Here is a 15,027-nt window from a genome sequence, read left to right on the forward strand (position 1 = left end):
AAATAAGTGTTCGATCTTACTCGCTTTAATTGGTTGAGAAGAACAAGATTTTGCTCTTTTCTGGTTATTTCATCATTAATTTTCTCTTTCTTATTGATGAATCCAAGCTTGGCGTCAGCGGCCAGTGGAGGACGAATCGGTGGTGGAAGTTTTCAGGCACCTTCTGCACCACGAAGCCAAAATTACGGAGGCTATGGAGGGAACAACTTTCGAGGCTATGGAAGTGGGTATAGAGGCGGTGGTATTGGTTTCCCTTTCTTACTGCCGATATTTGGCTTTGGTGGTGGTGGAATTTTTGGTTTTTTAGTACTTATGTCAATCATTGGTGTGATTGCTAATTCAGTCAAAAACACTTCAAGTTTTTCCAACCCAAGCAATAGTTCAATTGTTTCTCAATCACCAAATCCATCCAAAGTTTCTTTGATACAGTTTCAGATTGGTTTATTAGCAAGTGCAAAAGAGATTCAAGTAAAGCTAAGAGAGTTAGCATCCCAAGCCAACACCTCAACTTCATCTGGTCTTCAAAGAATTCTTCAAGACACAACTCTCTCCCTACTGAGGAAGCCTGAGCTGTGGGTCTATTCAAATATAGAGACGGGATCCGTTCCATTTGCCTCAGCAGAATCAACATTTAATCGGATATCAATAACTGAAAGAAGCAAGTTAAAAGCAGAACTCACGTCAAACTTCTCAGGTCAAATAAGTAAATCAACAAACAATGAATCCAATCCTGGTGATTCTGATCTAACAAATGAATACATCGCAATTACTATCCTTGTAGCGACCAAAAAGAACTTAAAACTAAACAACTCAACTAACAACGAACAAATTACAGAGGCTTTGAAAATAATTGGGTCAATACCATCAAACGAACTAATTGCTTTAGAAGTTATCTGGCAACCCGACGGAGAAGGAGAGACCTTGAGAGAGGAAGAGCTAATTACTCAATACCCAAATCTTAAACATTTATAAAGCCAGTACGCAAAATAACCAAAAACCTGATTTCTTTATATTTTTTTCATCTTATTTACGTAAACAAGCTACGAAAAACAGACAAATAACAGTTAGCATTCCATGACAGTTATTCATAGAAATAGAAGTGTCGGCTTCTTCGCAACCTGAACCTCGTTCAATGAAATGGGAAAGCTCTGGAGAGCTTGCTCAAAGAGATTTATCGGAATTAGTAACTCGCCTTCTCGATGTTGAATCGAGCAACAATAGTGATGAGTTAACAAGACTTGGTAGCAAATATGACGAAGAATCTTAAGACTATTAATTTTCTCTTGCGCTCCTGAAGTTAATAACACAACTTAGGAGAAAGAAAAAAGTTTTAATGAGAAGAAAGACTATTCAATGGATAAATACCCCTGTCATTACTGAAGCTATCTTCCGATATGAAAAGGGTTTACTTCCAAATTCAATGAAATTGTGGTTAGAACAAATCCTAGAAATAGACACACATAAACATTAGGATTGCAATATTCTAATAGCACCCATTGCAGCGCCATAACCATTATCAATATTCACAACCAATAATCCTGGAGCACAACTTGCAAGCATTCCCTCCATAGCGGTTTTACCACCACCACTAATCCCATATCCAACCGAAACAGGGAGTCCAATAATTGGTTGAGGTATTAATCCTGCGAGCACCGTAGGCAAAGCTCCCTCCATGCCGGCACATGCAATCACAACTTTTGCTGATTTTATCTCTTCAAGCCTATTAAGCAGCCTGTGAAGTCCTGCGACGCCAACATCAATCAATAATTTAGTTTTTATTCCATGCACATTCAAAGCTATTTCAGCCTCTGACGCCACTCCAACATCACTTGTTCCTCCGGTCAAAATAATTACTTCTTCCTTAGAAGAAATAGATTTCTTAAACTCCCCCATAGTTAAACAACCCGATATTTCATGAAATTCTGCAGAAGGAAATTCAACTAAAAGTTTCTCTGCTTTCTCTTTGGAAAGTCTTGTGACCAAAGCGGTTTCTGACTCAAGTTGATATTTATTCAATATTTTAGAAATTTGTTCAATTGTTTTATGCTCTCCCCATATAGCCTCAATTACACCCAGTCGACTTTGCCTCTGAAAATCAATAATTGATTCATTCATCTTTACTCAGGATTTAATTCCCCTTCAAAAATCAATGGGAAAGGATTTCCACTGCTTACACCTGTTTCCTTTCTGGCAATCTTTTCGAAATCCTGCTGGACAAGATTTATCTCTGTCTGAGAGATGTTTTTCCAAACTTCTCTTGATTCCCAACCAATCAATAGAGTTGCTTCTTCAAGCTTAGGATCCCAAAAAAGTTGGCGTCCTAAAAAACCATCTTGTCTCAACAACCATGGCTCCCAACTTCCTTCCTCAGCTTTTAACCAAGCATATTTAAATTTTTTTGGAACATCAAGCTTGAGGTGCTCGACAATAGATTCCTTTGGGAAATTCACTTTCAAGAAAGACTCAGCTTGAATATCTTTAACGTTTCCAAAAATAGTAGATAGAAACATCAAACTCAGAAAAAGGAACCTATATATTTTTTCAATAAAATTTATCTTTCTATTTTTTTTCATTTTTTTGCATCAAAACAACTGCATGGCAACATATCCCCTCCTCTCTTCCCTCAGCACCTAATTTCTCATTTGTAGTTGCTTTAACTCCTACATCATCAATGTCAACTCCTATTTTCTTAGATATATTCTCCTTCATTAAGTCAATATAAGGTTTTAGTTTTGGCCTTTCAGCGACAATAACTGAATCAATATTTTGAATTTGCCAACCTTTCTTCTCAATTAAGTCCATTACTTGTTCAAGAAGAATCAAACTATCTGCATTTTTCCATTTAGGGTCATCTGGAGGGAAATACTTTCCAATATCACCCAAAGATAATGCCCCTAGTATGGCATCCATAATTGCATGAGTAAGCACATCTGCATCACTATGCCCATCAAGGCCTAACCCTTCAGGATGGTTTAACTTGACACCGCCAAGTATCAAAGGTCGATCAGGAACCAATCGGTGCATGTCATAACCGTTGCCTATTCGTAAGCTCACTTCAGTTCTAAATAATGAACTTCTCTTATTGAATGATAATTGGTCGTGCTTCCAAAGTTTGAACAAATCTGGTCTACGGGACTGTGTCCTAATTTCTCTTTGCTTCTGCCTCCATTCTTTAATTAATTTATGATTACCACTTAGAAGGACCTCAGGAACTTTCATACCTTCGAATTCTGAGGGTCGTGTGTATTGAGGATGTTCTAAAAGAAAATCATTGTGACTTTCTTCTTCTAATGATTCGGCACTACCTAAAGTTCCAGGCAAAAGACGTACTACTCCATTAATAACAGTTATTGCAGGAATTTCTCCACCGGTAAGAACAAAGTCTCCAATTGAAATTTCTTCATCAGCAAGAGACCGAATCCTTTCATCAAACCCCTCATAGCTACCACATATCAATATGAGTTGATCTTCTTTTGACCATCTAAAAAAATCAGATTGAGATATTTTTCTACCTTGTGGAGTCATCAAAAGTATCCTTTTTTTATTAAGCTTTGGAATCTGATCAAATACCGAAAAATAAGGTTCGGGCTTCAAGACCATTCCAGCGCCTCCGCCGTAGGGTTCATCATCAACTTGTCGATAATTATCTATTGCATGGTCACGAGGATTGTGTATATGAATTGATGCGATCTTCTCTTTAAATGCCTTTGTAATAAGTCCATGATTAAAAAAATTTTTAAATGCTTCTGGGAAAAGGCTTACTACATCGAACCTCAATTTACTCATATGAATTAGCTCCCTTCATAACCAAACTCATTAAGCCGAGAAGATTTACTTCTCCAGTCAGGAACAACTTTAACAAACAATTCTAAATAAACATTTCCATTAATTAAAGTTTGAATTTGCATTCTTGATTCCCGACCAATTTTCTTCAACATGCCCCCCCCCTTTCCAATCAGAATTCCTTTTTGACTTTTTTTCTCAACACAAATAGTTGCAAGAATTCCTGTTCTTGATTTCTGTTCAGATTTTTTTTTCGATCGTATATCTACAATTTTATCAATAGAGACTGCAACACTATGTGGTACTTCTTCGCGAGTATTGATTAAAACTTGTTCTCTGATAAATTCAGCCATCAAAAACTTCTCAGGATGATCGCAAGTCATATCACTTGGATATAGCTGAGGTCCCAAAGGTAGTTTTTCTTCTATTTCACTAATTAAGTCATTACATCCCTTGCCTGTAAGTGCGCTACAACAATAAACTGGCCAACTTGTACCCTCAAAAAAGTCTAAATATTCTTTCTTTCGTTCTTTAAATTGACTCAACTGAACAAGATCCCATTTATTCAAGGCAACAATCACTGGGATTTTTAAATTTCTAATCAAATTTAAAATAAATGCATCCCCCTTACCAGGAGAATGATTGGCTTCAAAAATTACTAAAACTGCATCCACCTCTCCAATAGACCTCTTGGCACTCTGAACAAGTCTCTCACCTAATAAATGATGGGGTTTATGAATACCAGGAGTATCTACAAAAATAATCTGCGACTTTTCATTAGTAAGTATTGCTTTTAATCGATTTCTGGTGGTTTGAGCAATAGGTGATGTTATTGCTATTTTCTCACCAATAAATTTGTTTATGAAAGTTGATTTTCCAACATTGGGTCGACCTATTAATGCAATAAATCCTGACTTAAAATCCTGTTGATTTAAATCTCCTAAAGACATTTTTTCTTTCTAGGATTATCTATAGCCTTACTCTAAAAGAGCAATAAAACCATGAATAAAAAGAAACCAACTTTTAAAGAGGCAATGCAAGCGTCAATACTGTGGTGCAAAAGCTGGGAAAATGATGAAATAAGTGACGAAGTGATTTCTGATCGAATTGGCGAGCTTATTAAAACGGTTGAGGGCGCAAGAGGATTTTTTGTTGTAAGTCTCTCAATGGATTGCCCTTTAATGGATAGATGTCCTGATGCATTAATTTTTCAATTAAGAAGTTCTGGAGAAATTATTGTTGACTTAACCGTGAAGAATCTTGCTATGAGTTCAGCGATGATAATTACACATCGAAATAATAAAAATCCACAGGAAATTCAATCAAAGAGGATAAAAATTCGGTGTATCGAATTACTTAAACTCTTAGATTCGAGCCAAGTAAAAAAACGTTTAGATGTTTTACTTGAAGCAACAAAAGGCAATGGTACTGACTTGGAGTTTCTAGATAAATGGGGTTATAATGATGAACAAATCAAGGCAATATCAGAAAGTATTTATCAAGTTGCAACATAAAAAAAAGAGCCTTTTAGCTCTTTTTTTTTATGTTTAATTTATTAGGCTTAATCTCTTCTGCCACCACCCTGAAGGGCAATAATCAGACGAAGAACAAAAACAAATAAATTTATATAAGTTAGGTACATACCTAATGCTCCAGCTAAATACTGTTCATCGTTATATCTTCTTGGCATTGTGTAGAAATCGACAAAAGACATGGCAACAAAAAGCACTGTTCCAAAGCCAGCAATCATTAATTCAAATCCACTGCCTCCAAACATCCCTGGAGCAAATAAACCACCAATAAACTGGAAAAGCATTGCAATAATAAGACCAAGTAATCCAAGACCAACTGCGCCTTGCAAAGCTTGACCGACGTTATCACTCATTTTTCTGCCAACTGAGGATGCAATCACGAAAGTAATTCCCGTAGCAAATACAGCTGTTCCTATCGCTCCCATCCCTGCAACTTGAATTGCCAAGCCAACAATCCCACTTAAAGTAAAACCAGTTAATAAACTGAATCCAGTTAAAAGTGGAAGTGCTTTAGAATTATTTGCGTTGTTGGCAGCGCTGCTGGCCATAAAAAATAGAACTATTTCTGCAATAAATGCGACTAAAAATAGTGGACCAAATAGTGGATTGTTAGTGGCTTGTAAAGAAAGTCCACCTAAAACACCTAGTCCAGTTAATGCCATTCCTCCACCGACATAAGGTAAGGCTTTATTAACTACATTTGGGCCAATAAGTGCACTTGATTGGGCTTCACGAATAGCTTGTTGAAAATTGCTGTTTGCTGGCATGACGCACCAGATAATTATTCATACCTATCTTGGCACAAAAAAAATAAGTCTTCATAAATGTGAATGCGGATCACCCTATTGTCTTTTTTTTATCTAGCTTTGCATAAGCATCAACAACACTTTGAACCAAAGGATGTCTTACTACATCTGCTGATGTAAGCCTGCAAACTGAAATCCCATCAACATTTTCTAGCAAATCTGCTGCTTCAGTTAGTCCACTCATCTGTCCGAATGGTAAGTCCACTTGAGTTACATCTCCTGTTACAACCATTCTTGATCTTTCACCAAGCCTTGTAAGCACCATTCTCATTTGTGCTGAAGTCGTATTCTGAGCTTCATCGAGTATTACAAAAGATTCTTCTAAAGTTCTTCCTCGCATATAAGCCAGTGGAGCAACTTCAATAACGTTTTTTTCTAAAAGCAAATTAGTTTTTTCTTGTCCTAGCAAAGAGTGTAGAGAATCGTATAAAGGTCTTAAATAAGGATCTACTTTTTGTTGTAGGTCACCTGGCAGAAAACCCAATCTCTCTCCAGCTTCAACTGCAGGTCTTGTCAAAATTATTTTCTCGATTTTTCTCTCTGTAAGCATTCGCACAGCAAGTAAAGCTGCTAAGAATGTCTTTCCTGTTCCTGCAGGGCCTAAAGCAAAGGTAAGGTCACTTTTTTCCATCGCTTCTACATAAATTTTTTGTCTAATTGTTCGTGGCCGTAAAAGATTTCCTCTCTGACTTCTTGCTAAAACTTTATTTGTTGATTTGGCGTGATCATTTCTTTTTCCAATATCCAATGCCCCAGCTGCAGCATGTAAATCAACGGTGGAGACAATTTGTCCTTCTTGCCATATTGGTCTAACCAATTCAACAATTGCTGCTGCTCTCTCTAATTGATAAGAATTTCCTTTTATTTCAAGTTTTAATCCCCTTAAAGAAAAAGATGCTCCAGTTAGGGTTTCCAATCTGTGAAGTGTTGATTGACCAGTCCCTGATAAAGCTGTGGCAGCCTCGGAATCAGGAAGATCTATACAAAAGCGACCTTCAGTGGTTGCTTCAGACATAAATTTTCTTGAAGATATTTTTGGTCATCCAAACTTCTTAATCAGAAGTTTCCGATGCAGCTGCATCTTTTTTCTTTGCTAATCTCTCTTTTTCTTGTTTTTGCTTACCTAGGACCTCTGCTGGTCGAACTTTCTTCTCAAGAAGACCTCCTTTTTCTAATAATGTTCTTACGGCATCAGTAGGTTGTGCACCTTGTCCTAGTCGCGTTCTTAAAGCCTCAGTATCTAATCTGGTTTCTTTAGTTCTTGGATTGTAAAAGCCTAGTTCTTGCAGTGGGCGACCATCTCGCCTTGATGTGCTATTGCATGCAACTAGACGAAAACTGGATTCACGCTTTTTACCGAACCGCTTAAGGCGGAGCTTGATCATCTTTTATTTATTTGTAAGTGGATTGAACTCAAAGGTTCTTCAAGTTAATAATACTCCACGGATGATTAATTTAGCCTTTTGTAATCGCTAAAGATCACCAAAGCCTTTCTTTTTCTTAACTGGTCTTTGTCTTCGGGGCGCCGAACCAGAGCCTCCTCTTCCTTTATTTGATGGATATGGATTACCTCCTAGTGAAGGCATACCAGGAAGTCCTCCCATTCCAGGAAGGCCACCTTCCATGCCGGGTAGTCCTCCTCCAGTAGACATCTGCTTCATCAAACCTCTCATTCTCTGAAAATCAGCGAGGACCTTTTCAACGTCTGCTGTTTTATGACCACTACCACTGGCAACTCTTCGACGTCTTGAGGGTTGTGCTGCTAACAATTCAGGTTTATTTCTTTCCTCTTCTGACATTGAACCAATCATTGCCTCGATTTTTTTAAGTTGATCTTCTCCACTTTTAATCATCCCATCATCAATTTTATTCATCCCAGGAATCATTTTCAGCAAGCCACCTAATGAGCCCATTCGCTTTATCATTCTCATCTGTTTTACGAAATCTGAGAAATCAAAAGTTGCTTCTTGAAGCTTCTTTTGCATGATTTCTGCATCAGCAATTTCAACTTCTTTCTGTGCTTTTTCAACAAGAGTTAAAACATCGCCCATTCCTAAGATTCTGCTAGCCATCCTCTCGGGATAAAAAGGTTGCAATGCCTCAACCTTTTCTCCAGTACCTATAAATTTGATAGGTTTTCCACTGATTTTTCTAATAGAGAGAGCAGCACCGCCTCTCGAATCTCCATCTAGTTTTGTAAGAACAGCTCCTGTTATTCCAACTTTCTCATGGAAGCTTCTAGTAATATCCGCGGCCTCTTGGCCAATCATTGAATCAACTACCAACAAAACTTCATCTGGCTGGACGGCCTCTTTAATTCGAACCATCTCACCCATCATTTCTGTATCAATTTGAAGCCGGCCTGCAGTATCTACAAGCACAGTGTCAAATCCCTCTTCTCTCGCTTTCTCCAAACCTTTTCTTGCAATCTCTTCTGGCTTGAGATTGGAACTTAAATTAAAAACCTCTACATCAATTTGATTTCCCAGAGTTACTAATTGATCAATAGCTGCTGGCCTATATGTATCAGCAGCTACAAGTAATGGCTTTAGATTTTTTTCTTTAAGGAGCAATCCAAGTTTTGCTGTGGCTGTAGTTTTTCCAGCCCCCTGAAGGCCAGCCATTAAGATCACGGTTGGTTTTTTATCTGAATTAGCCAAGGGATCATTCTCTCCTCCCATGACATTTACAAGTTGTTCATGAACAACTTGTATAAATTTCTGGCCAGGATTTATACCTCTTACAACTTCCGTACCAACTGCCTTGTCTCTAACTTCTTCGATAAATTCCTTTACAACAGATAAACTGACGTCTGCTTCTAGGAGAGCTCGCCTTACTTGCTTAAGGGCTTCATCAACATTTTCCTTCGAAATCTTAGCCTCACCCTTAAATGCCTTTACGGCATCTTCAAATTGGCTGGATAGTTCCTCAAACATTTTCTTAGAGTTTCAGAATTAATTTTTAAGAGTTATTTTTTAATTACCACTAATATAATCAACTAATTGCCAGTTATTTTTATTTTTACCTATTATATACCTTACTTTTAAAGAAGGATAAATACTTGACTCAATAATATCACCAGAGGAATTAATCTTTTTATCTTCATATTTCATTTCAACATTTGCTTCAATTCTTTTATTTGTTTTTTTAACGATATCAATTGAAGTTATTTTTGCATCAATAATAATTTTTTGGCCTAAAGTATTATATTTATTCCTTCTTTGAATTTCTATATTATATAGATTTGGAGATGCAACAGAAGAAAGAATTTGACTTTCTAAACCACTCAAAATGTCTGCTTTTCCCTTTAACCATGATTCAATAAGAAATTTAATTTCTTGATCTGTAGGCGAGGAAGAGGTAAGGGGGATTGAATTTCTTATATCAAGTTTTTCTTTATCATTAACTTTTTTATTTGATCCACTACCTATGTTTTCAACCTCTCCTATTTTAGCAACTTCATTGGTCGAAATATCTTTAATATCAATAGTTCCTGATGGTTTTCTCTGCGTAAGTATCCCAAAGCTTGTTCCTATGATAAATAAACCAATAAATGTAAAAGCACTTGTATAAATTGGTCGTTTTATTAAGAAGGATTTGAAATCTGATCTTTTGATAAATTCAACAGTTGAATAATATTTTGAAAATATATTTTTAAATATATCGGTTCCCAAGAAAGCTTCTTTGTTTCGCAATCGTGATTTAAAAGACTTTTCTTTTAAATCATCATCCAAAGACCCACCTGGCATTGGCAAATCAGTTTCTTCTTCATCCAAGTTTAATGATGACTTATACTCAATTTCTTGTTCAGGGGTCAAAGAAGAGAGGAAAGAAAACCCTGCTTTTGCTATTGCTAATGCACCTTTTGTTTCTAACTGTTCTACAAATAGCTGTACTTCTTGATTAGAGAACCAATCATCAAGATTTACTGATTGTATTTGAATATCACTAAAACCTACCAACACATCTTTGTTTAACCAATTTCTGCAATAGTCACAAAGTGCAGCCAAGGTTTCACCTGGATAATTATCTAGCCAATCTTTTAATTTCTCATCTGAGCTACTTCTAAAACGAGACTCTGCTTGCTTTACATCACCTAATAAAAGATCAAGACATCCAATTAATGGCATGGCGTCAAAACCATTAATGTTTATATTTCGAAGGTATTTACGTGCCTCTTGCAAAAGTTCAGGTTTTCGATAAGAAAAGCCGGAAGCAATCAAGGCAAAAGCAGCAAGAAAGCCAGCATCTTCCGACCCCCTTCGGTACCAATTCAAGTAAAGTTTTGACTGCTCTTTTGCTGTTAAAAATCTTCTGATTTGGAGGAAAAATAGCTCAAAATCATTTTGATTTAATCCTGCTATTTTTTCTGAATTTCTTTTCCCTTCAAGTCCGCCCCTTTTATTAACAAATTCTTCCAACAACATCAGGCCTTCCTCATGAGACCTTTCACCTTGGCTCTCTCTACTTAACAAATCAAGAATTCTGTATGGAAGCAAAGTCTCTAGATCAGACTCAAGGGTTTTTCTTTCCTCAACAAGCTTCCCCATCCTTTGAAGCAACTGAATCCCTTCTTGGAGCAAATCAGCCCCTGAGGCGTATCTTCTGCATGACTGCTCATTAATAGAAGCGTCTCTACAAGACAAAGCTGCTATTAATGTCAAGTCAGACTCTCTTCCACTACCCAAGGCAGGGGCTTGTGGCGGCTGCAGTGCTTTTTTTGCAAGCTTAAAAGCTTGCAAAGAAGAATTTGATTCCCACAAAAGTAGCAAACCTGCAACTTCACGATTTGAAGACAAGTCAAGTCCTGAAGAACCCTCAATAAGAGCAAGTTCGTAAGATTGTCGTTCTGTAGGATTGGATAAAAGATCGGCAGAAAGTCTTAGCAGCTCAGCTCTTTGAGCTAAAACTTCATAAGTAAAGCCTTGCTTGGGAGGGCGATCTAGCCTTAGCTGAAAAGCCCTTAGGACTTCTTCAGCATTTGCAGAAGGGCTAACCCCCAATAAGCGAAAATGATCAATAGGTAATTCCAATCGCTACTTGGTAATTAGGAAAAAGCTCTAGGCATCGTAAGGGGTTTTATCCATTTTGCATCCATTGACGCTTAAAGTCTAAAAAGGATTGATACGTGAATATGCAAAAAGTCATGTCTCACAACAAGGACAAAAGCAGCCAAGACCCTCTTCAGCAAAGGGAACACGCCGATAGGCTAAGCCATTTGGCTAAAACCGAACCCGCTGAAATCAACAGAGAAATTGGTTTAAATCTTTTCAAAGATATGACTTTGGGAAGACGATTTGAAGATAAATGTGCAGAAATGTATTACAGAGGAAAGATGTTTGGGTTTGTTCATCTTTACAACGGGCAGGAAGCTATAAGCACAGGTGTTATTGGTGCAATGAAACGCAAACACGACTGGTTTTGCAGCACATACAGAGATCATGTTCATGCTTTGAGTGCTGGAGTTCCTGCAAAAGAGGTGATGAGCGAACTATTTGGCAAGGAGACAGGCTGCAGCAAGGGGAGAGGGGGTTCTATGCACCTATTTTCAAAAGAACATCATCTTCTTGGTGGTTATGCATTTATTGGCGAAGGTATTCCAGTCGCTCTTGGAGCTGCTTTCACAAGCAAATACAGAAGGGAAGCTCTTAAAGAAAATAGTGATTCTGTAACTGCAGCTTTTTTTGGGGATGGAACATGCAATATTGGTCAGTTTTACGAATGTTTAAACATGGCCCAATTATGGAAATTGCCGATCATATTTGTAGTCGAAAATAATAAATGGGCAATTGGAATGGCCCATGACAGAGCAACTAGCGAAACTGAGATATGGAGAAAAGCTGAGGCATTTGGAATGTCAGGAGAAGAGGTTGATGGTATGGATGTGCTGGCTGTAAGAGGAGCTGCTCAAAGAGCTATAGAGCGGGCAAGAGCTGGAGAAGGGCCTACTTTAATAGAGTGCCTTACTTATAGATTTAGAGGCCATTCACTAGCTGATCCAGACGAACTTAGGTCTGAGAAAGAGAAGGAATTCTGGGCAAAAAGAGATCCAATTAAAAAGCTAAAAAATGATTTAACTAGTTCTGGCTTCGTCTCTGATGAAGAGTTAAAAAATATTGAAAAAGCAATTGATTTAGAAATTAACGAAGCTGTTGAATTTGCTCTAAGCGCTCCAGAGCCTGACCCTAGTGATTTAACTAGATATATCTGGGCAGAGAACTAAAACTAAAGTAAATAAAATTCAAATTCCACTTGGAAGTTTTCTCGTGAGATTTCTCAATTTTCTTAAAGCTTTTAACTCAACTTGCCTAACCCTCTCACGAGAAACCTGTAACAATCTACCTATCTCTGCGAGAGTATGTCTTTCATTGCCCTCTAGTCCAAATCTAAGTCTAATAACGTGCTGTTCTTGTTCGCTCAGATGACTTAGCCATCTTCCAAGTTGCTCTTGATGAATTTTTTGTTCTACTTTATCTAGCGGTTCTTCTCCAGAGCCGTCAGCTATTAGATCACCTAAAAAACTGCGACCTTCATCACCATTAACGGGTGCATCAAGACTGCTAGTAGTAAGAGCTTGTCTCAAAATCGAATCAAGTTCTTCTAACTCAATTTCCATCGCCTCAGCTATTTCAATACGACTAGGCATTGCACCAAGCTTATGAGCCAAGTCTAAACTGACTTTTCTAATGGTCGCTAATCTCTCACTTAAATGAACAGGTAATCGAATTGTTCTTGACTGACAAGCAATTGCTCTTGTCATGCTTTGCCTTATCCACCAAAAAGCATAAGTAGAAAACTTATAACCACGAGTTGGATCAAATTTTTCTACGGCTCTTTCTAAACCGAGAGAACCTTCCTGGACTAGATCCAAAAGTTCAAGACCTTTTCCTTGATATTTCTTGGCAACGCTTACAACCAGTCGAAGATTGGCTTTCATCATTCTTTCCTTTGCCCTTCTTCCAATTCGAATCAATCTTCTTTGATGAGAGTTAAATTCTTTGCTCTCCTCCTTAATCTGTCCATCCTCGGTAAGGCTCATCATTGTTTGAACCTGATTACCCAGTTCAATTTCTTCGGCTGGCGTTAAGAGAGGAACTCTTCCAATAGAAGAAAGGTACCAACTAATTGGATCACTGCTGCGTCGTTTTTGGGATTCAGCAGGCTTGGGTGCAGATGAAACCATTGTTTCTAGACCCGTTTTTCAAAGTGGTAAGACTTTCCTACAGAAATGGTAAAAGATGCCTGGCTTTCATGAAGGCTTCAGATTCTGTTGACGATTAGTTAACAAATGCCACCAAATCCACCATTTAATGCCCTGTAAATGGTTGTTTCAAAACATTTCAAGTGCTTTCCTTTTTTATTAATTCGCCAAGAAAAGTGCAAATAGTGCTTGCTGTACTCCCTTTTACACAAAAAGCCCCTGCATATGCATGCATCAAAGCTGATGCAGCTAGCAAACTTGTATCCAATTTTTTTTCACTTGCGAGTCCAGCAGCACCCATCCCTGAAACAAACCCAGCCAAAACATCGCCAAGGCCAGTTCTTGCAACACTTGAATTCACTTGTCCTATTTGCCAGGTTTTCCCTTCTGGATCAGAAATAACACTATGAGCTGATTTCAATAAGACAGAAGAACTGCAAATTTTTGCAGCTTCAATTCCAGCCTTCAATGGATTCGAGCAATCAATTAATGGAAATAGCCTTTTAAATTCTTCCAGGTGTGGTGTAAGCCAAGTAGGTCCTTTTCTATCATTTAGCCATTCCCAACCTTTCGAGGTTATCGACAGCCTGTTTATTGCATCAGCATCAAGTACAAGTAGGCCTTTAAAATCCTGCAAGTCAGAGCCAAAACAATCTTTGTCTTCTGCAATACCTAATCCAGGTCCAAGCAAAATCGAGTCAAACCTATTCAAGTCAACTTCATTTAAAACTTTGGAAAAATCTGAGGAACCGTCCTGAAAAGCATTAAGAACTCCAAGCGATAAGACTTCAGGATGAGCACTCCAAAGGGCAGATGAAACTGAATTAGGCAAAAAAGCGCTCACACTACCTGTTCCACTTGCCAAAGCCCCACTCAAAGCGAGGGATGCTGCTCCTTTGTATTTTTCACTTCCTGCAACCACCAGAACTCTTCCTCTCTGATATTTACTTTTACTTTTACTTTGCTTAGGCCAAACAAAAGTAGATAAATCGGAAAACGAAATCCTCAAAGGCTGTTTTTCAGGAAGATTAGCCAAAATCTTATCTGGGATCCCGATATCTACTCTCTCTAAATCGCCGACAAAATCAATTGCTGCATCTTGAATCAACCCAGTCTTATATAGACCTAAAGATAGTGTATGAGAGGCTTTAAATGTTGTATTTGATAATGTAATCCCATTATCTGAGTCTAATCCAGCGGGAACATCAATACTAATCAGTTTATCAGGGCTAGATTTCCTCTTCGAATTCAATAAGTGAACTATTTCATCAGAAATAATTCTTGATTGACCTAATCCAAATAATGCCTCAATCCATAATGAATCAGACTTTGAATCAGGTGTATGCTCCAAGTTTTCAATACCTATTCGAATTGCATAGTCGAAATGTTTTTGTGTTAATTCTTTTTTCAATGGGAATGGACACCAAATAGAGGTTTCAACGCCTGCCAGATAAAGTTCTCTTGCAACAACAAGACCATCACCTCCGTTATGCCCTGGACCTACTAAAACGATTGCACCATTTTCAATCAATCCTTGTCTGTCTAATATCCATGTAGAGATACCAATCCCTACTTTTTCCATGAGAGCTTCAACAGACATACCCATAGAAAACATTTCTTTTTCAATGGTTTGCATCTGCTCTGAAGAAACCATCAAATGCTCCGAATCAGATTGAGGCCAATTCAAAATCAAAAAGCAACCAAA

The 15,027-nt window shown here is 37.8% G+C and carries 15 protein-coding genes; 4 read left to right on the top strand and 11 right to left on the bottom strand.

The annotated features are described in order from the left end of the window. Positions 1 to 6: 6 nt before the first annotated feature. A complete protein-coding gene (locus AC6EI2_RS05215; protein ID WP_498463332.1) occupies positions 7 to 972 on the top strand; it encodes a DUF1517 domain-containing protein in 966 nt (321 codons plus the stop codon). A gap of 127 nt (positions 973 to 1,099) precedes the next feature. Next, positions 1,100 to 1,267 (top strand): DUF8633 family putative protein, encoded by a 168-nt coding sequence (locus tag AC6EI2_RS05220; protein WP_269606593.1) that lies wholly within the window; start codon positions 1,100 to 1,102, stop codon positions 1,265 to 1,267. A gap of 200 nt (positions 1,268 to 1,467) precedes the next feature. On the opposite strand, the gene larB is transcribed toward AC6EI2_RS05220, so the two are convergent. The 4 genes from larB to era are packed head-to-tail and all read right to left on the bottom strand — an operon-like array spanning position 1,468 to position 4,733. After that, positions 1,468 to 2,115, bottom strand: a complete 648-nt coding sequence (gene larB, locus AC6EI2_RS05225; RefSeq protein WP_498463333.1) for a nickel pincer cofactor biosynthesis protein LarB — start codon at positions 2,113 to 2,115, stop codon at positions 1,468 to 1,470. A gap of 2 nt (positions 2,116 to 2,117) precedes the next feature. Continuing rightward, positions 2,118 to 2,510 carry a TIGR03792 family protein gene (locus AC6EI2_RS05230; RefSeq protein WP_498463334.1) on the bottom strand — a complete coding sequence of 131 codons (393 nt, stop codon included), beginning with the start codon at positions 2,508 to 2,510 and terminating at the stop codon, positions 2,118 to 2,120. A gap of 49 nt (positions 2,511 to 2,559) precedes the next feature. Next, positions 2,560 to 3,786, bottom strand: coding sequence for a tRNA (guanosine(37)-N1)-methyltransferase TrmD (trmD, locus tag AC6EI2_RS05235; RefSeq protein WP_498463335.1), 1,227 nt, complete (start codon positions 3,784 to 3,786; stop codon positions 2,560 to 2,562). A 5-nt stretch (positions 3,787 to 3,791) separates the two neighbouring features. After that, positions 3,792 to 4,733: a GTPase Era gene (gene era / locus AC6EI2_RS05240; protein ID WP_498463336.1), complete on the bottom strand. Its 942-nt coding sequence runs from the start codon at positions 4,731 to 4,733 to the stop codon at positions 3,792 to 3,794. A gap of 51 nt (positions 4,734 to 4,784) precedes the next feature. Here era and AC6EI2_RS05245 point away from each other — a divergent pair, with 51 nt between their 5' ends. Further along, positions 4,785 to 5,297 (top strand): sll1618 family protein, encoded by a 513-nt coding sequence (locus AC6EI2_RS05245; protein WP_498463337.1) that lies wholly within the window; start codon positions 4,785 to 4,787, stop codon positions 5,295 to 5,297. A gap of 47 nt (positions 5,298 to 5,344) precedes the next feature. Here AC6EI2_RS05245 and AC6EI2_RS05250 read toward each other — a convergent pair whose 3' ends face one another. From AC6EI2_RS05250 to AC6EI2_RS05270, 5 genes are all read right to left on the bottom strand, one after another. After that, positions 5,345 to 6,082 (bottom strand): Bax inhibitor-1/YccA family protein, encoded by a 738-nt coding sequence (locus AC6EI2_RS05250; RefSeq protein ID WP_498463338.1) that lies wholly within the window; start codon positions 6,080 to 6,082, stop codon positions 5,345 to 5,347. Positions 6,083 to 6,152: 70 nt separating this feature from the next. Further along, positions 6,153 to 7,136, bottom strand: a complete 984-nt coding sequence (locus AC6EI2_RS05255; RefSeq protein WP_498463339.1) for a PhoH family protein — start codon at positions 7,134 to 7,136, stop codon at positions 6,153 to 6,155. 37 nt (positions 7,137 to 7,173) lie between these two features. Beyond that, complete coding sequence (gene rpsP / locus AC6EI2_RS05260; protein WP_498463340.1) at positions 7,174 to 7,506, bottom strand: 30S ribosomal protein S16; 333 nt, start codon at positions 7,504 to 7,506, stop codon at positions 7,174 to 7,176. Between the two features lie 87 nt (positions 7,507 to 7,593). Further along, complete coding sequence (gene ffh / locus AC6EI2_RS05265; RefSeq protein WP_498463341.1) at positions 7,594 to 9,057, bottom strand: signal recognition particle protein; 1,464 nt, start codon at positions 9,055 to 9,057, stop codon at positions 7,594 to 7,596. 39 nt (positions 9,058 to 9,096) lie between these two features. Further along, positions 9,097 to 11,154, bottom strand: a complete 2,058-nt coding sequence (locus AC6EI2_RS05270) for an IMS domain-containing protein (protein WP_498463342.1) — start codon at positions 11,152 to 11,154, stop codon at positions 9,097 to 9,099. Positions 11,155 to 11,267: 113 nt separating this feature from the next. Here AC6EI2_RS05270 and pdhA point away from each other — a divergent pair, with 113 nt between their 5' ends. Continuing rightward, the gene (gene pdhA / locus AC6EI2_RS05275; protein ID WP_498463343.1) at positions 11,268 to 12,344 is read left to right on the top strand and encodes a pyruvate dehydrogenase (acetyl-transferring) E1 component subunit alpha; all 1,077 of its coding nucleotides are present in this window, start codon (positions 11,268 to 11,270) and stop codon (positions 12,342 to 12,344) included. Positions 12,345 to 12,362: 18 nt separating this feature from the next. On the opposite strand, the gene AC6EI2_RS05280 is transcribed toward pdhA, so the two are convergent. Beyond that, positions 12,363 to 13,304, bottom strand: coding sequence for an RpoD/SigA family RNA polymerase sigma factor (locus tag AC6EI2_RS05280; RefSeq protein ID WP_498463344.1), 942 nt, complete (start codon positions 13,302 to 13,304; stop codon positions 12,363 to 12,365). Between the two features lie 157 nt (positions 13,305 to 13,461). After that, positions 13,462 to 15,009 carry an NAD(P)H-hydrate dehydratase gene (locus AC6EI2_RS05285; protein ID WP_498463345.1) on the bottom strand — a complete coding sequence of 516 codons (1,548 nt, stop codon included), beginning with the start codon at positions 15,007 to 15,009 and terminating at the stop codon, positions 13,462 to 13,464. Positions 15,010 to 15,027: the final 18 nt, after the last annotated feature.

Source organism: Prochlorococcus sp. MIT2302, assembly GCF_059772385.1.